The sequence below is a fragment of the Pseudoduganella dura genome (assembly GCF_009727155.1).
GTDB classification, from domain to species: domain Bacteria; phylum Pseudomonadota; class Gammaproteobacteria; order Burkholderiales; family Burkholderiaceae_D; genus Rugamonas; species Rugamonas dura.
This window is the reverse complement of sequence record NZ_WNWM01000002.1, coordinates 4,842,000-4,862,607: the sequence shown is the minus strand read 5'-3', so window position 1 is coordinate 4,862,607 and position 20,608 is coordinate 4,842,000. Positions and strand designations below refer to the sequence as shown.

Annotated in this window: 18 protein-coding genes; 6 read left to right on the top strand and 12 right to left on the bottom strand. The window is 66.4% G+C overall.

What is annotated here, in order from left to right; all coding sequences use genetic code 11:
* The first annotated feature begins 24 nt into the window (after positions 1 to 24).
* Both acnA and GJV26_RS21270 read left to right on the top strand, forming a co-directional pair.
* Entirely contained in the window at positions 25 to 2,736 is a 2,712-nt protein-coding gene (gene acnA, locus GJV26_RS21275) for an aconitate hydratase AcnA (RefSeq protein WP_155710724.1), read from the top strand.
* 192 nt (positions 2,737 to 2,928) lie between these two features.
* Positions 2,929 to 4,194: a DUF2863 family protein gene (locus tag GJV26_RS21270; RefSeq protein WP_155710723.1), complete on the top strand. Its 1,266-nt coding sequence runs from the start codon at positions 2,929 to 2,931 to the stop codon at positions 4,192 to 4,194.
* 71 nt (positions 4,195 to 4,265) lie between these two features.
* Here the strand turns inward: GJV26_RS21270 and GJV26_RS21265 are convergent, their stop codons facing one another.
* From GJV26_RS21265 to scpC, 5 genes are all read right to left on the bottom strand, one after another.
* On the bottom strand, positions 4,266 to 4,703 hold the full coding sequence (locus tag GJV26_RS21265) for a hypothetical protein (protein ID WP_155710722.1): 438 nt from the start codon (positions 4,701 to 4,703) through the stop codon (positions 4,266 to 4,268).
* Between the two features lie 146 nt (positions 4,704 to 4,849).
* A complete protein-coding gene (locus GJV26_RS21260; protein WP_155710721.1) occupies positions 4,850 to 5,314 on the bottom strand; it encodes a CYTH domain-containing protein in 465 nt (154 codons plus the stop codon).
* Positions 5,314 to 6,438, bottom strand: a complete 1,125-nt coding sequence (locus GJV26_RS21255; RefSeq protein ID WP_155710720.1) for a M14 family metallopeptidase — start codon at positions 6,436 to 6,438, stop codon at positions 5,314 to 5,316. Before GJV26_RS21255 ends, GJV26_RS21260 begins: the two co-directional genes overlap by 1 nt.
* A 225-nt stretch (positions 6,439 to 6,663) precedes the next feature.
* Complete coding sequence (locus GJV26_RS21250; protein WP_155710719.1) at positions 6,664 to 8,127, bottom strand: catalase; 1,464 nt, start codon at positions 8,125 to 8,127, stop codon at positions 6,664 to 6,666.
* A 153-nt stretch (positions 8,128 to 8,280) separates the two neighbouring features.
* Positions 8,281 to 9,786: a succinyl-CoA:acetate CoA-transferase ScpC gene (scpC, locus tag GJV26_RS21245; protein ID WP_155710718.1), complete on the bottom strand. Its 1,506-nt coding sequence runs from the start codon at positions 9,784 to 9,786 to the stop codon at positions 8,281 to 8,283.
* 124 nt (positions 9,787 to 9,910) lie between these two features.
* Here scpC and GJV26_RS21240 point away from each other — a divergent pair, with 124 nt between their 5' ends.
* Positions 9,911 to 10,789 (top strand): LysR family transcriptional regulator, encoded by an 879-nt coding sequence (locus GJV26_RS21240; protein WP_155710717.1) that lies wholly within the window; start codon positions 9,911 to 9,913, stop codon positions 10,787 to 10,789.
* Between the two features lie 13 nt (positions 10,790 to 10,802).
* On the opposite strand, the gene GJV26_RS21235 is transcribed toward GJV26_RS21240, so the two are convergent.
* The 4 genes from GJV26_RS21235 to GJV26_RS21220 form a co-directional block, all read right to left on the bottom strand.
* Positions 10,803 to 11,732, bottom strand: coding sequence for a transporter (locus tag GJV26_RS21235; RefSeq protein ID WP_155710716.1), 930 nt, complete (start codon positions 11,730 to 11,732; stop codon positions 10,803 to 10,805).
* 66 nt (positions 11,733 to 11,798) lie between these two features.
* Entirely contained in the window at positions 11,799 to 12,536 is a 738-nt protein-coding gene (locus tag GJV26_RS21230; protein ID WP_155710715.1) for a metallophosphoesterase family protein, read from the bottom strand.
* A 105-nt stretch (positions 12,537 to 12,641) separates the two neighbouring features.
* Positions 12,642 to 12,902 carry a hypothetical protein gene (locus GJV26_RS21225; RefSeq protein WP_155710714.1) on the bottom strand — a complete coding sequence of 87 codons (261 nt, stop codon included), beginning with the start codon at positions 12,900 to 12,902 and terminating at the stop codon, positions 12,642 to 12,644.
* 9 nt (positions 12,903 to 12,911) lie between these two features.
* The gene (locus GJV26_RS21220; protein WP_155710713.1) at positions 12,912 to 14,402 is read right to left on the bottom strand and encodes a DUF4331 domain-containing protein; all 1,491 of its coding nucleotides are present in this window, start codon (positions 14,400 to 14,402) and stop codon (positions 12,912 to 12,914) included.
* 280 nt (positions 14,403 to 14,682) lie between these two features.
* Here GJV26_RS21220 and GJV26_RS21215 point away from each other — a divergent pair, with 280 nt between their 5' ends.
* Genes GJV26_RS21215 through GJV26_RS21205 form a run of 3 tightly spaced genes read left to right on the top strand, consistent with a single transcriptional unit; the run spans position 14,683 to position 19,089 of the window.
* Positions 14,683 to 15,846, top strand: a complete 1,164-nt coding sequence (locus GJV26_RS21215; protein WP_155710712.1) for a tetratricopeptide repeat protein — start codon at positions 14,683 to 14,685, stop codon at positions 15,844 to 15,846.
* A complete protein-coding gene (locus tag GJV26_RS21210) occupies positions 15,843 to 16,994 on the top strand; it encodes a HupE/UreJ family protein (RefSeq protein WP_229427954.1) in 1,152 nt (383 codons plus the stop codon). The genes GJV26_RS21215 and GJV26_RS21210 overlap by 4 nt, the downstream gene beginning before the upstream one ends.
* A 40-nt stretch (positions 16,995 to 17,034) precedes the next feature.
* Complete coding sequence (locus tag GJV26_RS21205) at positions 17,035 to 19,089, top strand: TonB-dependent receptor (RefSeq protein WP_155710710.1); 2,055 nt, start codon at positions 17,035 to 17,037, stop codon at positions 19,087 to 19,089.
* Between the two features lie 115 nt (positions 19,090 to 19,204).
* Here the strand turns inward: GJV26_RS21205 and GJV26_RS21200 are convergent, their stop codons facing one another.
* The 3 genes from GJV26_RS21200 to GJV26_RS21190 all read right to left on the bottom strand — a co-directional run bounded on the left by GJV26_RS21200 (position 19,205) and on the right by GJV26_RS21190 (position 20,536).
* Positions 19,205 to 19,699: a hypothetical protein gene (locus tag GJV26_RS21200; RefSeq protein ID WP_155710709.1), complete on the bottom strand. Its 495-nt coding sequence runs from the start codon at positions 19,697 to 19,699 to the stop codon at positions 19,205 to 19,207.
* Entirely contained in the window at positions 19,699 to 20,052 is a 354-nt protein-coding gene (locus GJV26_RS21195) for a DUF6152 family protein (protein WP_155710708.1), read from the bottom strand. Before GJV26_RS21195 ends, GJV26_RS21200 begins: the two co-directional genes overlap by 1 nt.
* Before the next feature lie 109 nt (positions 20,053 to 20,161).
* On the bottom strand, positions 20,162 to 20,536 hold the full coding sequence (locus GJV26_RS21190; RefSeq protein ID WP_155710707.1) for a DUF5329 family protein: 375 nt from the start codon (positions 20,534 to 20,536) through the stop codon (positions 20,162 to 20,164).
* Positions 20,537 to 20,608: the final 72 nt, after the last annotated feature.

Genomic DNA, 20,608 nt, shown 5'->3' with positions numbered 1-20,608 from the left:
CGACGCCCACCTGAAGGAGAGGTTATGTCAAGCAACACTTTCAACACGCTCAAGGATTTCCCGATTTCCGGCAAAACCAAGGGCAAACTGTACTCCCTGCCCGCGCTGGAAAAGGCCCTGGGCGCCAAGATCTCCCGGTTGCCGGTGTCGATCCGCGTGGTGCTCGAATCCGTGCTGCGCAATTGCGACGGCAAGAAGGTCACCGAAGAACACGTGAGGCAGCTGGCCAACTGGGCGCCGACCGGCGAGCGCACGGATGAGATCCCGTTCGTGGTGGCCCGCGTGGTGCTGCAGGACTTCACCGGCGTGCCGCTGCTGGCCGACCTGGCCGCGATGCGCAACGTCGCCTACAAGCAGGGCGCCAATCCGAAGAAGATCGAGCCGCTGGTGCCGGTCGACCTGGTGGTCGACCACTCGGTCACGATCGACCACTTCCGCGAGCCGGGCGCGCTGGACCTGAACATGAAGCTGGAATTCTCGCGCAATAACGAGCGCTACCAGTTCATGAAATGGGGCATGCAGGCGTTCGACACGTTCGGCGTGGTGCCGCCGGGCTTCGGCATCGTCCACCAGGTCAACCTGGAATACCTGGCGCGCGGCGTGCACAACAACGGCGGCGTGTACTACCCGGATTCGCTGGTGGGCACCGACTCGCACACCACGATGATCAACGGCATCGGCGTGGTGGGCTGGGGCGTGGGCGGCATCGAGGCGGAAGCCGGCATGCTGGGCCAGCCGGTGTACTTCCTGACGCCGGACGTGATCGGCGTCAACCTGACCGGTCGGCTGCGCGAAGGCTGCACCGCGACCGACCTGGTGCTGACCATCACCGAACTGCTGCGTAAAGAGAAGGTCGTCGGCAAGTTCGTCGAATTCTTCGGCGAAGGCACCGAGTCGCTGTCCGTGACGGACCGCGCCACGATCGGCAACATGGCCCCGGAATACGGCGCCACGATGGGCTTCTTCCCGGTCGACGACAAGACCATCGACTACTTCGTGGGCACCGGCCGCACCGAAGAGGAAATCGCCGCGTTCCAGGCCTACTTCAAGGCACAGGGCATGTACGGCGTGGCCAAGGCCGGAGAACTCGATTTCACCCGTGAAGTGAACCTGGACCTGAGCACGGTCACGCCGTCGCTGGCCGGTCCGAAGCGCCCGCAGGACCGTATCGAGATCGGCAACGTGAAGTCCACCTTCACCGACCTGTTCTCCAAGCCGACCACGCAGAACGGTTTCAACAAGGACCCGGCCGACCTGACCAACGCCTACGAAACCACCAACGGCGTGCAGGTCAAGAACGGCGATATCCTGATCGCCGCGATCACCTCGTGCACCAACACGTCGAACCCGAGCGTGCTGCTGGCCGCCGGCCTGCTGGCGAAGAAGGCCGTGGAAGCCGGCCTGACCGTGGCCCCGCACATCAAGTCGTCGCTGGCCCCCGGCTCACGCGTCGTCACCGAATACCTGGAAGCGGCCGGCCTGCTGCCGTACCTGGACAAGCTGGGCTTCGGCGTGACCGCCTACGGCTGCACCACCTGTATCGGCAACGCGGGCGACCTGACCCCGGAACTGAACGCGGCGATCACCACCAACGACATCGTGGCCGCGGCCGTGCTGTCCGGTAACCGCAACTTCGAAGCGCGTATCCACCCGAACATCCGCGCCAACTTCCTGGCTTCGCCGCCGCTGGTCGTCGCCTATGCGATCGCCGGCAACGTGACCCGCGACCTGATGACCGAACCGGTCGGCAAGGGCACGGGCGGGCGCGACGTGTACCTGGGCGACATCTGGCCGACCTCGGCCGAGATCGAGTCGCTGATGAAGTACGCGATGAACTCGGAAGTGTTCAAGGCCAACTACGCGCAGGTGAAGAGCAACCCGGGCAAGCTGTGGGAAGACGTGTCGACGGTCGAAGGCCAGGTCTACAACTGGCCTGATTCGACCTACATCGCCGAGCCGCCGTTCTTCGAAAACTTCGAAATGACGCCGCCGGTCTCCGAGAACGCCAACATCACCGGCGCCCGCGCGCTGGGCGTGTTCGGCGATTCAATCACCACCGACCACATTTCCCCGGCCGGTTCGATCAAGGAAGACGGCCCGGCCGGCAAGTGGCTGAAGGATCACGGCGTGCTGAAGGCCGACTTCAACTCGTACGGCTCGCGCCGCGGCAACCACGAGATCATGATGCGCGGCACCTTCGCCAACGTGCGGATCAAGAACCGGATGATCCCGGCCAAGGCCGACGGTTCCGCCGTCGAAGGCGGCATCACGCTGCACCAGCCGACCGGCGAACAGCTGTCGATCTACGACGCGGCCATGAAATACGTGGCCGCCGGCACCCCGACGATGATCTTCGGCGGCGAAGAGTACGGCACCGGCTCGTCGCGCGACTGGGCCGCCAAGGGCACCCAGCTGCTGGGCGTGAAGGCCGTGATCGTCCGTTCGTTCGAGCGCATCCACCGCTCGAACCTGGTCGGCATGGGCGTGCTGCCGCTGCAGTTCATCGGCACCGACAGCGTGGAATCGCTGGGCATCACCGGCAAGGAAACCTACGACCTGGTCGGCCTGGAAGGCGAGATCAAGCCGCAGCAGCTGGCCACCCTGGTGATCCACCGCGAAGACGGCTCGAAGCAGGAAGTGACCGTGCTGCTGCGCATCGACACCCCGATCGAAGTCGACTACTACAAGCATGGCGGCATCCTGCCGTTCGTGCTGCGCCAGCTGCTGGCTGCCTAAGCCCCTCAGCTGCTCCGCCAAAAAACGCCGGGTTCGCCCGGCGTTTTTTTATTTCCTCCAATAACAGAAAGATCCTGGATTCGAGGAAATAACCCATTGCAGCCCGTCTGGTCCACCGCACGGACAGAGCGCCTGCGAATCAACTACAATACGTTAGATAAGTTTTTTACCACTACCGAGATTGTTAGCGCTATGCGTCGCCCATCCAAAGATTCATCCCAAAAATTGTCTGCCGACAGCCAGCGCCTTTCCACTCTTGCCCAGGCCGTCGGCCAGGCCGGCAGCCGTCTCGAAGAGCGCAGCTGGGAGCATGCGCTGGACGTGCAGCTGACGAAGCTGCTCAAGACCAGCCACCAGGACACTGTCGATGCCGCCCTGAACAGCCTGTTCGCGGTCGACCTGAATGCCTATGACGTGCTGATGGACAGCGTGGAAGCCGTCAGCGAATCCGCGACCATCACGGTCGAGACCGATGGCGCACCCGTGCAGTACGACGTGCTGCTGGTCGCCGCGCCGATCCTGGCGTGGACGCGGTATGCGATCGCGTCCGGCCCGATCCCGGCCGATCTGCTGAACACGCTTTCCGCCCATTTTTCCGCGCACCTGCTGGCGGACGGCACGAAGCTGGCCATGGCGTCGAACCTGTTCTCGATCGATCAGCTGCCGCGCACGCACGCCGAAACCTATGCCAAGATGCACAAGCTGGCCCAGGCGGCCGTCAAGGGCGTGGCCGTGAAGTCGGACGTGAAGCCGCCGGAAACGGCACCGTTCCTGGCGGACACCCGTTACCTGATGGCGGCCGTGGTCGCGCCTGCCGGCGGCCCGCTGTTCCGCTGGCAGATGGCCGGCGCGCACCTGCACCAGGCGGACGAACGCCGCACGGCGCTGGAAGCCTGGCGCACGCAGGCAACGCCCACCGTGGCGCGCCTGCTGCCGGGCTGCGGCATCGAGCTGCTGCTGCCGGAAGCGTATTACATGGCCTGCCGCGAGGCGGACAAGCTGATCCGCCCCGTGTCGATCCGCGCCGCCGTGCATTACCTGACGCATACGCTGGCCTGCGAGCCGGCGGACCTGCGCGCCGTGATCGCCGGCTTCGGCGAGGAATCGGCGGAAAACCAGGTGGACGAATACCGCGTGGCCTTCACCCGCCGCTCGGATACCGATGTGGTCTATGGCGTGGTCTGGCCGCTGTACGGGCAGGAAGACGAAGAAGGCACGCCGCCGGAAGGCCCGCTGGCCGGCGGCCTGGTCAACCTGCTGACGCCGCGCACGCCGGTCGAGGAAATCGTCGAGCACCTGACCGAGGCCGGTGTCACCCTGGTGAAAAAACTGTCGGAGGTCTACGTGGCCGAGTACTGCGACGACTGCGGCGCGCCGCTGTTCGCCGACCCGGCGGGCGAGCTGGTGCATGCCGAAATGCCGGAAGATGCGCCGGCGGGTACCGAGCACTTCCACTGACCGGCAAGCCGGACGAAAAAAAACCTCGCTTCAAGCGAGGTTTTTTTTGCCCTTGTAACCGCGAGGGCGGATCAGCGCTTGAGCGAACCGGCCGAATTGCTTTCAGTACCGGTACTCGATCCGCTGTTCGAGCCGTTGCTGGTTCCTCCGGTCGTGCCGCCGCTGGTGCCGCTGTTGGAACCGCCGCTGGTGCCGCTCTCCGTGCGCGTGGCGTCCATCCCCTGCCCCGGCGTGCCGGCTGCCTGGCCGCCGGTCCGGGTGCCGCTGGAAGTCGTGCCGCCCGTTGAAGTGCCGGAGCTTGCGCCCGCTTCCTTGCCGGCATGCTTGCCATCGTGCTTCTTCGATTTGGTCGATTTGGTCGACTTGCCGGCATCGCTGCCGGTCGCCTGGTTGCCGGCGGCGCCGGCAGCCTTCTGCGGATCGGTCGCCGTGCTGTTACCGGTGCCGCTCTGGGCATAAGCAACCGTTGCCATCATTGCGAGAACTGCTGCGATCAGGGTTTTGCGCATGGTAGGGCTCCTTTTATTGTCGGTTGACCGAGGATCGGTCACGAGACCTGGATGACAAGAGTAACGGCTTTGCAACGCATGCAGCATCGGCGCCCGCACCGTCATGCGGTGGGACGCCTCCTACCTCTCCCGACAATAACGCCCGCTTACCAGGCCGAGTACGGATGACCGATCAGATTGGAGTTCAGGTAGCGCTTGTCGTGCGTGACCTCTTCGCCTGCCCACTCCGGCTTGTCGAACGCGGTATCTTCCGCCGGCAGTTCGATCTCGGCCACGACCAGGCCGGCGTTCACGCCCAGGAACTCGTCCACTTCCCACACGAAGCCGGCATGCGGGATGCGGCGCCGGTATTTTTCGATGATCGGCTGCTCGCACAGCCGGTCCAGGAACTCGGCCGCATCAAGCATCGGCAGCGGGTATTCCCACTCGCCCCGCGACACGCCCACGGCCTTGCTCTTGATCGTCATCACGGCATGATCGCCCTCGATGCGCACCCGCACCACACGCTCAGGGTGCGACGACAGGTAGCCCTGGCGCAGCAGTACCGGTTCGCCCTCGTTGCGCCAGCCATCGCTGCGCACCAGGAACTTGCGTTCGATTTCGATGCCCATCAGTCCTCCAGCGACAGCAGGATCGGTTGCAGGATCGCGGCGCCCAGCGCAGCGCTGCGGGCGCCGTTCCAGCCCACGGACGGCACCGGCAGGTCGGCGTTGTCCTTGAACGGCATTTCCAGCGTCAGCGACAGGCACCCGAAATGGTGGCCCACGTACTTGGAGGCCAGCGTCAGCACGTCGGCCTTGTATTTGCTGATCGGGTAGCCCACCGCGTTCTGGAAGTCCGGGCTGGCGTTCTTGTAGCGCTCGATGAAGGCGTTCTGCGCCGCGGCCTGCTGCGGCGTGAACGTCTCCAGCATCTCGTTGCCGGCCACGAAGTTGTACGGCAGCGCCTCGTCGCCGTGGATGTCGAAGAACATGTCGACACCGGTCTCGTGGAGCTTCTGCTTCACGCACAGCACTTCCGGCGAGCGTTCGGCGGTCGGCGTCATCCATTCGCGGTTCAGGTTGGCGCCGGCCGCGTTGGTGCGCAGGTTGCCGCGCACCGAACCGTCCGGATTCATGTTCGGCACGATGTAGAACACGCAGCGCTGCAGCAGCTTGCGGGCGATCGGGTTGGCGTCGTCGAGCAGCGCGTCGATCAGGCCCTCGGCGAACCATTCGGCCATCGATTCGCCGGGGTGCTGGCGGGCGATGAACCAGATTTTCTTTTCCGCGGCCGCATCGCCGATCACCACCAGGTTCATGTCGCGGCCGTCGACCGACGAGCCCAGGTCGAGCACGCGCGCGGCCGGATTTTCCGCCACTTCGCCCAGCAGGCGCAGGTGGCGTTCCCACGAATACGGCTCGAAGTAGGCGTAATACACGCTGTCCAGGTCGGGCGTGTGCTTGATCGTCATCACCTCGCCGTCGAACGACGTCGGCACGCGGAACCAGTTTTCGCCATCGTAGCTGGCCACCGCGTTGTAGTCCTCGAAGCCCTTGGCGTAAGTCGCCTGGCCGGCGTTCAGGAACCGCAGGTTGAGCCCCGTGCCCCGCGCACCCTGCACGCGGAAGTGGAACCACTGGCGGATATCGGCATGCGAATCGCTGCGCAGCTTCAGTTCGATGCTGGCGGGGTTCTCCAGGCTCACGACGTCGATCGCGCCGGAGTCGAAGTTCTGACTGATTTTGATGGTCATTGTGGGATCCGTCGGGTTTGGATGGCGTTATTGTCCTTGGTTTGCGCCATGAATGCAAAAAGGCGGACCGCTTGGCCCGCCTCGTTGAACTCTACTAATGCCGAGCCCGTGTCATGGTGCCCGGGAGTAATGCCATGCAAGGCATCACCGTTCCGCAGGCGCAGAGCAGTGCTCTGCGAAACCCCTGCTACGCCACCGATGTGACACGGGCTGGGCAGTTGCGGCTCAGTCGACGTTGCGGCCTTTCTGCTTCAGCGCGGCCCGCACGCCGGCACCGTAGGCGGGGTCGGCCTTGTCGAAATGCCCCAGCTGGCGCTGGATGATCTCGTCGGACACCTGCGACAGCGGGCCGGCCAGGTTGGCGAACAGGTTCTGCTGCTCGGCGGCGTCGAGCACGCGGAACAGATTACCGGCCTGCGTGAAGTCGTCGTCGGTGGCGCGCGGGTCGTACAGGCCGGCCGGACCGTTCAGGGCCAGTGCCGGTTCGCCGTTGCCCAGGCCTTGCGGATTGGTGCCGCCCGCTTCGACCGTGGCGTAGTTCTGCTCGGCGCCGCCGTTGGCGAAGGCCATCGCGCCGTCGCGCTGCTGGTTGTGCACCGGGCAGCGCGGCGCGTTCACCGGCAGGTACTGGTGGTTCGTGCCCACGCGGTACAGCTGCGCGTCGTGGTAGGCGAACAGGCGGGCCTGCAGCATCTTGTCCGGCGAGTAGCCCATGCCCGGCACGGCATTGGCCGGCGACAGCGCGGCCTGCTCCACTTCGGCATGGTAGTTGACCGGGTTGCGGTTCAGCTCCAGCACGCCCACCTGTTGCAGCGGGAAGTCGCCATGCGGCCACACTTTCGTCAGATCGAACGGGTTCCAGCCGGTACGTTCTTCCCAGGCGGCCAGTTCGGCCTCGGTGGCCACCTGGATCGACACGGTCCAGCGCGGGAACTCGCCGCGGGCAATGGCGCCGAACAGGTCGCGCTGCGCGTAGTCGGGGTCTTCGCCGGCGATGCGCGCCGCATCCGCGGCGGTCAGGTTCTTGATGCCCTGCTGCGTCAGGAAGTGCCATTTCACATAGACGCGCTCGCCGGCGTCGTTGATCAGACTGTACGTGTGGCTGCCGAAGCCGTGCATGTGCCGATAACCGTCCGGCGTGCCGCGGCTGGAGAACAGCGTGGTCACCTGGTGCAGGCTTTCCGGCGCCTTGCTCCAGAAGTCGAACATCATCGTCGCCGACTTCAGGTTCGACTGCGGTTCGCGCTTCTGCGTGTGGATGAAATCCGGGAACTTGATGCCGTCCTTGATGAAGAACACAGGGGTGTTGTTGCCCACCAAGTCCCAGTTGCCTTCTTCGGTATAGAAGCGCACCGCGAAGCCGCGCGGATCGCGTTCGGTATCGGCGCTGCCCTTCTCGCCGCCCACGGTGGAGAAACGCAGGAACGTTTCGGTCTCCTTGCCGATCGCCGAGAACAGCTTCGCCTTGGTGAAATTGGTGATGTCGTGCGTGACGGTGAACGTGCCGTACGCGCCGGAACCCTTGGCGTGCACCACGCGCTCCGGAATGCGTTCACGGTTGAAGCGCTGCAGCTTCTCGATCAGGTGGAAATCCTGCAGCAACAGCGGACCACGGGCGCCGGCACTGGCCGAGTTCTGATTGTCGGCAACGGGAATGCCGGATGCGGTGGTGATAGGCGGCTGGCTCATGTCTGGCTCCTCTGTGGTGTGAACGTGAGGAAATTTTACGTCCATGCTAGACATTGCGAAAGGTAATTAATTAAATCAACATGATAGCTATTACCAATGGAAGAGCTATCGCTCTCCCGTTCTCGCAGGCCGCCGTTGTAACGCCGTCGTAAATCACACAGCGCGCATATGTGTGCCTGTACGGTAGCGCTCATGCCACGACAGCGCCTCTTCCAGCACGTGCGGCGTCTGCCCGCCGCGCAGCAGCGCGCGTTCGTGGTAATCGCGCAGCAGCGGCCGGTAATCCGGGTGCGCGCAGTTATCGATGATCAGCGGCGCCCGTTCGCGCGGCGCCAGCCCGCGCAGGTCCGCCAGGCCCCATTCGGTGACCAGCACGTCCACGTCGTGCTCGGTATGGTCCACGTGCGCCACCATCGGCACCACGCTGGAAATCGCCCCATCCTTCGCTTCGGATTTGCTGACGAAAATCGCCAGCTCGCCGTTGCGGGCGAAGTCGCCGGACCCGCCGATGCCGTTCATCATGGCCGTGCCGCCCACGTGCGTGGAGTTCACGTTGCCGTAGATGTCGAATTCCAGCGCCGTGTTCAGGCCGATGATGCCGAGCCGGCGCACGATCTCGGGGTGATTGCTGATCTCCTGCGGGCGCAGCACGATGCGGTCGCGAAACTTGTCCAGGTTGGCAAGGAAATGTTCATGCATCGGCGCCGACAAGGTGATCGACGACGCCGACGCCAGCGCCAGCTGGCCGGATTCGAGCAGCGCAATCGCGCTGTCCTGCAGCACTTCCGAATACATCGCCAGGTTGCGGAACGACGATCGGGTCAACCCGTGCAGCACGGCGTTGGCGATGGTGCCGATGCCGGCCTGCAGCGGCAGCAGTTCCGGGCTCATTCGCCCCGCCGTCACTTCGCCTTCGAGGAACGCCACCACGTGGCGCGCGATCGCATCCGTTTCGTCGTCCGGCGGCAGCACGGACGACGGGCTGTCCGGGCTGTGGGTTACCACGATGGCCGCGATCCGCTCCGGATCCACCACGATCGCGGTGCCGCCGATGCGCTGGCCCGGGTGCGTCAGCGGGATCGGCTCGCGGCCGGGGCGCGGACGCGGCACATAGATGTCGTGCAGGCCTTCAAGTGCCGCCGGCGCCGCCAGGTTCAGTTCGACGATCACCTGCCGCGCGCCCTGCACGAAGCTGGCGCTGTTCCCCACCGCCATCGTCGGCACGATCGCGCCGTCTTTGCGGATCGCGCACGCTTCGATGACGGCGATGTCGATCCGCGGCAGCGCGCCGCTGCGCAGCTGCTCTGCAGTCTCGGAAAGGTGCTGGTCGATGAACATCACTTCGCCGGTATTGATCTTGCGGCGCAGCGAGGCGTCGGCCTGGAACGGCAGGCGCCGACGGACCACGCCGGCGTTGGCCATCATGCCGTCGCTGTCGTTGCCCAGCGAGGCGCCGGTGATCAGCGTGAGGCCCAGCGGCCGTTCGCGGGCCCGTTCGACCAGCGCGCGCGGCAGCGCCTTCGCATCGCCGGCCTTCGTGAAGCCGCTCATGCCGACCGTCATGCCGGGCTCGAACAGGCGCGCGGCCTGTTCCGCGGGCTGGATGCGCGCCAGCAGTTCGGGGCGGCGGATGCGCGCGGTGACTTCGTGATCGACCATGGTGTCCTCCACTATTCTTTATTGGTGGAGGAAGTATAAAAATCGCCATTCATGGAGAATATGACTAATATTCACCGATTTCATTCGAAAAATTCATGATGTACTTATGATGGTGCATGAATAGATGGATATCCGATCGCTGCGCTACTTCGTCGAAACCGCCCGCCTGTCCAGCTTCACCCAGGCGGCCGAACTGCTGCACGTGACGCAGTCGACAATCAGCAAGATGGTGCACCAGCTCGAAGAGGAGCTGGGCACGCCGCTGTTCGTGCGCGATGGCCGCCGGCTCGGGCTGACGGACACGGGCCGCGTCGTCTACGGGCGCGGCCAGGAAATGCTGGCCACGATGCGCACGCTGGCGGCCGAGGTGCGCGACGTGCAGGCAGTGCGCCGCGGCACGCTCACGGTCGGCATCCCGCCGATGATCAACCTGCTGTTCACGGCGGTATTGAAGGCGTTCCGCGAACGCCATCCGGACATCGCGCTGGTGCTGCGCGAGGAAACCGGCCAGGGTGTCGAGCGGCTGGTGGCCGCCGGAGAACTGGAGATCGGCATGACGGTGCTGCCGGTGGCCCCCGGCCTGCCGGTGGAGACGCTGCCGGTGGCCAGCTACCCGATCTGGGCGCTGGCCGCCGAGGGTACCTTCCAGCGCCAGCGGCGCACGCTGAAGCTGGCCGCCCTGAAAGACCTGCCGCTGGTGATGCTGACCGACGATTTCGCGCTGACCCGCGCGCTGCGCCGGGCGTTCGCGCAGGCCGGCTTCGAGCCGCTGGTGGCGGCGCAGAGCGGCCAGTGGGACTGGCTGGTGGAAATGGCTTCGGCCGGCATCGGCGTGGCGCTGCTCCCCGAACCGTTCATCGACCGGCTGGCCGACGAAGCGCTGCAGGCGGTACGCATCGTGGAGCCGGGCCTGCCGTGGGAAGTGGCGCACGTATGGAACGGGCGCTACCTGTCGCACGCGGCCAGGGCATGGCTGGACGTGTGCGCCGAGGTGCTGGGCTGAATGCGGGAAAAGTTTACAGCCGCAGCGACACGCCGAACGTGAGCGCATGATCGGGCGTGCGCCCGTTCAGTCCCCGCGAGTACATGACGTCGAACTGGCAGTCGCGCGTCAGCAGCCAGGCGGCGCCGACATCGACCTGCGCCTGCGAGCCACCGTTCTTCGCGCGGGCGATGCGCGGCGCGGCGAATTCGGCGAATGTCCTGAAACGGTCGGTCCAAGCCCGGTCCAGCACGATGCCGAAGAAGCCGTTGACGGCGTGCGTGCCGTCGTCGTTGCGGGCGCGCGTCACGCCGGGCATGACGCCCAGCGACAGGTCGCCCGGCAGCTCCCACTCCGCGGCCATGCTCAGCGACGGCTGCACGCCGTTGCCGCGGAATGCCCGCGAACCGCTGTCGAAATCCGCTTCGAGGATGAAGCCGAGCGATGGCGCATTGCCTTGCGCATCGCGCGCATGCCACTTGATGCCCAGCGAATCGTCGGCCCAGCCGCGTTCGCGCGCCTGCGCCGAACCGTCGGTGCGGTGGTTGGTGTAGCCGTCCGTTTCCAGGCGCAGTTCCAGGGTGTCGGAAACGCCCACGCGCAGCAGCAGCGGCGTGGTGGTGGTCCTTTCCTTCATGCCGGCGTCGCGGTCGCGCTCGATGCCCACGCCGGCTTCGACCTGGATCACGCCCTTGCCGACCACGTCGCTGGAATTGACGAAATCGGGCCGGTCGCTGTTGACGGCATCGCCAGGCTGGGCCAGCGCAGGCGGCGCCGCCAGCGCGCCGCACAGCAGCAGGCAGGCAGCGAGGAAGCCGGCACCATGCAGGCGGGGCGCGGGCCGCGGGGAATACGGCTTGCAGGAATACGGCTTGCGGGAAGGCCGCCGGGGGCAACCGGGCGGCACGGCATCGGGTTGGAACGCATCGGACTGAAGTCCGGGCACGGCGGCGCTCAGCGGCATCTCGCATTCTCCATTGCGAAGGGATAGCCGCAGTCTAGCGCGGCGCCGGCAGCCGTGCCGTACGGTTCAAGGCATGCGGCCGGTGCGCAGCGCATACCCCCAATCGGGCCGGCCGTTATGCTCGGCCAGCAGCGCGGCGAACTCGTGGTCATAGGGCACCGCCACGTTCTCGACCAGCCAGCCGGCCGCCGTGCGCTCGACGATCGCATAGCGCGCGTGCGGCGTCAGGTTTTCCGACCTGTGCGGGAACGGCTGGTCATGGTTGAACGCCTGCAGCCCCACGCTGCCGGGGTTCACGACCAGCCTGCCGTCGTCGAGCAGCACGCTGCGCGGCAGGTGCGTGTGGCCGCACAGGATCAGCGAGGCCCGCGCGTCGCCCGCCCGCTCCAGCATTTCATCATGGGTGGCGCGGCGCAGGCCGGCTTCGGTCACGGTCTCGGGCCAGTACACCAGGTCGGACGACGGCGTGCCGTGCACCAGCAGCACATCCTCCGTCAGCCGCAGCGTGGCCGGCAGCGAATGGAGCCAGGCGCGCTGCACTTCGGTGATCTGCTCGTGCGCGTAGCGGTCCGACGCGCCCATCTTTTCCGGCACGTGCATCAGTACCTGGCGCTCGTGGTTGCCGGCGATGGTGGGGATGTCCAGCGCCATCAGGCGCTCGGCCGTTTCGCGCGGCTGCAGCGGGCCGGACAGGATATCGCCCAGGTTCACCGTCACGGTCGCGCCGCGCCGTTCGATATCGGCCAGCACCGCTTCCAGCGCGCCGAGGTTGCCGTGGATATCCGAGATTGCGGCGATTTTCATGATGTCCTCCCATGTCGATCGATGCAGTATAAGCGACTGCCCGTGATGGCGCCCCGGCAAAAAGGGCCACCCGAGGGTGGCCCTGCCGATCGACGTTCCAGCTGCTTAAGGGGCGACGGGCTCGTTGTCTTCCGGGGTGGTGGCGACGACATTGTCGATCGACGCCGGTTCCGCGTCCTCCGGCGACGATACGATGGCCAGTCGCACGATATCGAGGAACGCGTCCGTCACCGCCGGCGGCGACGGGTTCGCTGGCGGGGTCGTCGGGCCCGCGGCGGCGTCGTCGCTGCCGCTGCCGCAGCCTGCCAGCAGTGCGGCGGCGGCGGCCGCGGCGAGCATGCCGCGCGTGAGTCGTGTGCGGTTCATGGCATCTCCTCAGTTATTGCCCGGCAGCGGCGTGTTCAGGTACGGGAACACCGTCTTGAACGTGGTCGCATCCTTGCGCACGCCGTCGGTCAGCATCAGCGCGCCGGCCGGTGCGTCGGACGGCTTGCAGCCCACCTTCAGCGCGTCGGCGGCGCCGGTCAGCACGCACAGGGCGCCCATCGAAACGCGCAGCGACAGGTCCACCACATCGTCCGCAGGGCGGCGCCCGTTCGGGAAACCGGCATTGTCGCCGGCCGCCACGCCCAGCGGGTTCTGCGCCGCCGCCGCCACCGGTGCGATCGACGTGTTCAGGCGCAGCATTTCGGAAGGCGTCACCGCCAGCGGCTGGTTCACGCCCGCGATCCCTTTCAGGAACACGGTCACCAGGTCGGTGCGCGGGAAGTTGGTCGGTGCCTTGGCGGCCGGGAACAGCGTTTCGATCAGTGCCGGCAGCGTCGGATTCGTCACATAGTTCAGGAACTGCGCATCGTCCTTCGGCCGCGAGGCATTGAAGCGGTCCTTGTCTTCCATGCCGATCACCACTTCGTTCACCAGCGGCATGCCAACGCGCGACACCTGCGTCCACGGGCCGCCTTCCTTCGGCGCGGTGTTCAGGCCATTGGCCGGCGTGGGGCTGAGCAGGCGGCCCTGGCGCATGCTGGCCGTGGCGAACGCGCCAATGACCGGGTCGCTGCCCGCGACCATGCAGCTGATCGGCAGTTCCAGCGCGATCGAGCTCACGTTCTTCGCTTCGAGGTCGTTCTTGTTGCCGCCTGCCTCGGCACCCAGCGGATTCAGGTTGACCAGGTCGAAGATCTTGCCCACGGCAATATAGAACGGTTCCTTGCGCTGGCCCACGAACACGCGGCCCGCCGTGCTGCAGCCCGGGATCGTGACGTTGTAGACGTGCTGGTTGGCGTAGGTTTCGTAACCACCCGCGCCGCCGAAGCTTTTCTCGCCGATATTGTCGACCGGTTTGTCGAAACTCGTGCCGCCACCGCTGGCGGCCAGGCGGGTGCGCGTGCCGGTGCGGCGGTCGCCGCGCACGATGTCCACGGTGAACGTTTCACGCACGTTGAGCGCGGCCGGATTCACGCCGGCGATCGGGCCGGAATTAATCAGCGGAATCGTCATCGACTTGCCGCCCACCATCAATGCGGTTTTCTTGGGCGTATTGGTGAAGCGGAACTGGAACGTAATGTCTTCCTTGCCGTCGCCATTGTTGTCGTAATGGATTTCGTAGAGCGCGTTGGGATCGAACTGGTAGAAGTTCGGCCCGCCCTGCGGGTCCTGGAATGGAATGAAGTTGGCAATGGTGGTCACGAAACCGGCACGGCCGGCTTCATAGCTGCGGAACATGTACAGGTCGGTACTATCGACCTTTGGCGCGTTCGTGATGAACGGCGCTTCGCGGTGGCTGGACGCGAATGCTGGAGCACAGACGGCGGCGAGGACGGCCGCCGTCAACAACGCCAGTGCTGGCGCGCGATGCTTACCCATGGCTTCTTCCTTTGGTTGTTATTGAGTATTGGAACTTCTGAAAGGGGCTTGTCCCCAGCGCAACTCTATAGACCGGCCCGCCTCCGCTATGTGAACTACCGCACCTATTTTGTCCAATACATAAAACAAAGCGGGTCAAACCGTGAACGTTTCCACATGCAGTCGGTTTTAAACAACAAGTTACAAATACGGCTGAGTTACGTACGCCAGCGCACAGTGGCTGGCAAGTGCCACGCCTACGATCAATCGACATTTGTGCAGGACAACTACATAAAATTACATGAATAAACAAGCTGTCCTGCTAACCCTGCTCGCGGCCACATTCGGTGCCACTGCCGCTCCCTACACGCCGGCCACTGGTAATGTTGTCCTGGAACGCCTGCCATCACGAAGCGATCCGGCACAACGCGAACTTGCCGCCGCGCGGGCAAAGCTGGCGGCGGATCCGCGCAATCCCGAACTGGCCGCCGCCGTGGCCCGGCGCTATGTCACGCTGGGCCGGGAAGACGCCGATCCCCGCTATCTCGGCTACGCGCAGGCCGCCCTCGCGCCCTGGTGGAGCGCGGCGACACCGCCCGCGCCCGTGCAACTGCTGCGTGCGACGATCCTGCAAAGCACGCACCAGTTCCCGGCCGCGCTGCGCGACCTGGACCAGCTGGTGCAAGCGAATCCGGCCGACGCGCAGGCCTGGCTCACGCGCGCCACGGTGCAGCAGGTGACCGGCGACTTCGCCGGCGCGCGGCAGAGTTGTACGCGCCTGTTCGGCATTGCGCCGGACCTGGTGCTGCGCACATGCCTGGCCGGCGTGGGCAGCCTGACCGGCACCGCGCGCGCTAGCTATCTGACCCTGAACCAGGCTTACGCGGCGCACCGGTCGACCGGAAGCGGCATCGCCGATTGGGTATTGACCTTGCTGGGCGAGATGGCGGCCCGGCTCGGCGACGCTCCGGCGGCCGAGCGGCATTTCCGGCAGGCGCTCGCGCTGGCACCGCTTGACGCCTACCTGCTGGGCGCTTACGCCGACTTCCTGCTCGACCAGAACCGTGCCGCGGAAGCGGTGCCGCTGTTGCGCGGCCACGAAAAGGCGGACGCGCTGCTGTTGCGGCTGGGACTGGCGCTGGCAGCCACCGGCGGGCGCGACACGGCAACCGTCACGGCCATGCTGCGCGACCGGTTCGCGGCCGCGCAGCTGCGCGGCGATACCGTCCACCAGCGCGAGCAGGCCCGCTTCGAACTGGCGCTGGAACGGCAGCCCGCCCGCGCGCTGGCGCTGGCAAAACAGAATTGGGCCGTGCAGAAGGAGCCGGCCGACCTGCGCATCCTGCTCGACAGTGCGCTGGCGGCAAAAGACAAGGCGGCGCTCGCCACCGTGCGCGCATGGGTCCGCCAGACCGGCATCGAAGACGTCGCCGTCCAGCATCGGCTTGCGGGAGTGGCGCCGTGACCGCCCGCCTCGTCGTCCGTCTTCTTGCTGTCCTGGCGCTGCTGTTCGCCTGCGCCCTGCCCGCGCACGCCCACAAGCCCAGCGACAGCTACCTGGTGCTTACCCTGAACGGCCGCTCGGTGGAAGGCCAATGGGACATCGCGCTGCGCGACCTCGACACCGCGATCGGCCTCGATGCCGATGGCAACGGCGAACTGACATGGGATGAAGTACGCAACCGCCACCAGGCCATCGCGGCCTATGCGCTGACCCGCCTGACGCTTGCCAGCGGCGGCGCCATCTGCCCGCTGAAGGCCGGCACGCAGCTGGTCGACCACCACACCGATGGCGCCTACACGGTGCTGCGCTTCCGCGCCGACTGTGGGCGCGACATCGACCGGCTCGATGTCGGCTACCGCCTGCTGTTCGACATCGACCCCCAGCATCGCGGCCTGCTGCGCCTGCGGCTGCCGGATGGCACCGACACGGCCACCGCCGTACTGTCCCCGGAGAATGCGCGTCAGCAGTTCACGCTGGACGGCGCTGGAAAAGCGGCGCAGTTCGGCGGCTACGTACGCACCGGCGTGTGGCACATCTGGATCGGTTTCGACCATATCCTGTTCCTGGTGTCGCTGCTGCTGCCCGCCGTACTGGTGTATCGCGAGCGCCGCTGGCAGCCGGCGCCCACCTTCCGCGTGGCGGCCGTCGACGTGCTGAAGATCGTCACCGCGTTCACCGTCGCCCATTCGATCACGCTCACGCTGGCCACGCTGCAGCTGGTGACGCTGCCGTCGCGCTGGGTGGAGTCGGCGATCGCCGCGTCGGTCGTCGTCGCCGCGCTGAACAACCTGCGGCCGGTGGTGGAAGGCCGGCGCTGGATCGCTGCCTTCGTGTTCGGCCTGATCCACGGATTCGGCTTCGCCAGCGTGCTGGCCGACCTGGGCCTGGCGCGCGACACACTGGTACTGGCGCTGGTGGGCTTCAATGTCGGCGTGGAGCTGGGCCAGCTGGCCATCGTGGCCGTGTTCCTGCCGCTGGCGTTCCGGCTGCGCCATACCGTGTTCTACCGCAAGGCCGTGCTGCTGGCGGGTTCGGCCATCATCGCCTGCCTCGCCACGCTGTGGTTCGTCGAGCGGGCTTTCGACCTGGCGCCGGGCTTCCTCGGCTGACCGGCTACCGCTCACCCCCCATCGCAATCCTGGAGACTCCATGCGAGCTGCACTCACCGCGCTGTGCGCCCTGGCCGGTTTCGGCGCCGCCAGCCATGCCGCCGAACCCGAAACCGCGGAAGGCAGCCTCATGACCACCGTGCGCGTCAACGGGCACTACGACAACGCGGTGGGCACCACCGATTCCGCCAGCGCCGGCACCATCACGGCGGACCTGATCGCCAACCGGCCCGCGCTGCGTACCGGCGAACTGCTGGAGTTCGTACCGGGCCTGATCGTCACGCAGCACAGCGGCGACGGCAAGGCCAACCAGTATTTCCTGCGCGGCTTCAACCTGGACCACGGCACCGATTTTGCCACCTGGGTGGACGGCATGCCCGTCAACATGCGCAGCCACGCGCACGGCCAGGGCTACACCGACCTGAATTTCCTCATCCCCGAACTGGTGAACCGCATCGGCTATCGCAAGGGGCCCTACTTCGCCGACGAAGGCGACTTCGCTTCGGCCGGCGCCGCGCACATCCGGCTGGCCGATACCGTGCCCGGCCTGGCCAGCGTGACGCTGGGCCAGGACGGCCACCGGCGTGGCATGGTGGCGGCCACCGTGCCGCTGGCGCACGGCAGTCTGCTGTACGCGCTCGACGCGTATCACAACGACGGACCGTGGGACCTGCCCGAACGGCTGCGCCAGTACAAGGGCCTGCTGCGTTATGCCGCCGGCACGGCGGAAGACGGCTACCAGGTCACCGCGATGGCCTACCGCAATCGCTGGAACGCCACCGACCAGATCCCGCAACGCGCCGTGGATGCGGGCATCGTGGGCCGTTACGGCGCACTCGACGATAGCGACGGCGGCAACAGTTCGCGCTACAGCCTGTCCGGAGCCCTGCGCAAGCGCCTCGGCGACGGCCGCTTCACGATCGATGCCTACGCGGTGCGCTCGACGCTCGAACTGTTCAGCAACTTCACTTACTACCTGGGCGACCCCGGGCTGGGCGACGGGTTCAACCAGAGCGAACGGCGGCGCATGGCTGGCGTCAACACGCGCTACGAATGGCAGGCGCAGCCCGGCGGCATCGCGATGCGCAACACCATCGGCCTGCAGGCGCGCCACGACAACCTCGACCCGGTGGGCCTGTACGCATCGGCCGCCCGTGTGCGCACGGCCACGGTGCGCGAAGACCGCGTGCGCGAATCGAGCGCCGGCCTGTATGCGGAAAACAGCGCGCAATGGCTACCCTGGCTGAAGACGGTGGCCGGGGTACGCCACGACCGTTACCGCTTCAACGTGGCCAGCAACATCGCCGGCAACTCCGGCAGGGCCGGCGACGGCATCACGTCGCCGAAGCTGTCGCTGGTGTTCGGCCCTTGGCAAAAGACCGAGCTGTTCGCAAACGCCGGACGGGGCTTCCACAGCAACGACGCGCGCGGCACCACCCAGACGCGCCTGGCCGACGGCAGCCCTTCTTCCCCGGTCACGCCGCTGGTGGCCACGCGTGGCGGCGAGATCGGGGCGCGCACCGAGTGGGTCCCTGGCCTGCAAAGCTCGCTGGCGCTGTGGCGCCTCGATATCGATTCCGAGCTGCTCTTCATCGGCGACGCCGGGGAGACGGAAGCCAGCCGCGCCAGCCGCCGCCACGGTATCGAGTGGAACAACCATTACGTGGTGTCCTCCGCGCTGCTGTTCGACCTGGACCTGGCCTTCTCGCGCTCCCGCTACGCCGGCGACGATCCGGCCGGCAACCGCATCCCCGGCGCGCTCAGTCGCGTGGCGTCATTCGGCATGACGGTCGACGACCTGGGCCGCTGGTTCGCCAATGCCACGCTCCGCTATTTCGGCCCGCGCCCGCTCATCGAGGACAACAGCGTGCGTTCGGCATCGACGGCGCTGGCCTATGCGCGGGTGGGCTACAAGCTGGGCACAAATACCCGCGTGGCCCTGGATGTGTTCAACCTGTTCGACCGCCGTGCCAGCGACATCGATTATTACTATGCGTCGCGGCTGCGCGGCGAACCGGCGGAAGGCATCGACGACGTGCATTTCCACCCGGTGGAGCCGCGCCGCGCACGGCTGACGCTGACCCATTCGTTCTGATCGCGTTCGTTCTGATCGCGTTCGTTCTGATCGCGTTCGTTCTGATTGCACATGTTCCGATTGCATACGTCCTGACGGCGTGCATTGCCGGCACGTCGGCGCTGCCCGGCGCCGCTCACGTATAGGCCAGCAGCCGTCCGCAGGCGATCACCGCGACCCACAGCAGCAGCGACAGCGCGGCCTGCACCCTGGCACATGGCGGGGCGGCCGTGCCAACGTCCCATGCCGCCACGCCGCGGTAGACGCCCACATGGAACAGCGCCGCGTTCAAGCCGGCCAACGCGATCAGCGCCAGCTTCAACGCGAAGGTGGGATTGGCCAGGAAATCGCCCGGCTGGCTGGCGAACATCAGCAGCCCCGCCGGCACGATCAGCAGCAGGCTCGCCACGGCCCACGGCAGCAGGTGCGCGCCGAGCGCCCGCACCGGCAATTGCCGCGCGCAGCCGAGCACGCGCAAATCGAACATCGCCACGGCGCCCACGAGGATCGAGAAGCCGGCGATGTGGACGGTCTCCACGACCGGATACAGCCACACGCCCTCGCGCATGGCCGCCGCTACCGGCGTGGCGTGCAGCCAGGCGGCACAAGCCGCCAGCCACGCGGGTACCATCAGCGCAGCTCGACCGTCTTGTCCTTGATGGTAATGCGTTCGGCGCGCAGTTCCTCGCCCTTGCTGCGGTGCGGGTAGCCGTAGACGGTGGCCTGGCCGCCCGCCGCCAGCGCTTCCTTCGCCAGGCCGCGGCTTTCCATTCGCGAGGGCGGCGCCAGCACCACGTGCCAGGTCTTGTCGGCGGTTTTCAGTTCCACATAGCCGTGCGGCTGCGTGTAGCCGCTTGTCGCGATGGTGCCGGTCAGGGTCAGCGGCTTGTCGGCGTCGTATTCGCTCCAGCCGTGGTGGGCGAAGGCGGTGGCGGCCGCGCCGAGCGTCAAGGTCAGGGTCAGGGCAACGAAAGTTCGTTTCATGGCGTACTCCTGCGGTGGGGGTATCCCGGCACTTTAGCCGAACGGGTCGAAAGTGCAAGCGGCGCGCGGCCGGGCCGGTTCGACGGCGCTTATCGGCGCTTATCGGCGCTTACCCGCGCTTGCCCGCGCGGATGGCCGCGAGCTCACTGCCCAGCCATGCGGCGCTGTCGACGGCCTCCACCTGCGCGCCGCATCTGACCTTGTAAGGCTTGCCGGACGAACTGCTGCCGGACGCGGCCAGGGCAATGAACTGCTCCGTGCTCTGGACCTTGCCCTTGTCCTCCAGGTAGTCCAGCTTGCGCAGCAGGTGATTGCGCGCATCGGCCGCGCTGTGCCACGTGCCGTTGCGGTTGAACTGGCAGCCGGATGCCTGCAGCCTTGCAAGCAGCGCGTCGATCTCGGCGCGCACCGGCGCAGGTGCGGGGGCCGCGGCGGACAGGCCGCACGCCAGCGAAAACAGGATGGTCGACAGGGTACGTTTCATCGTCAGGTATCGTAGGGAATGTTGAATCGAGTGCGCTGCTTTACAAAGGCCACACCACGGTAGCCTGTCCCT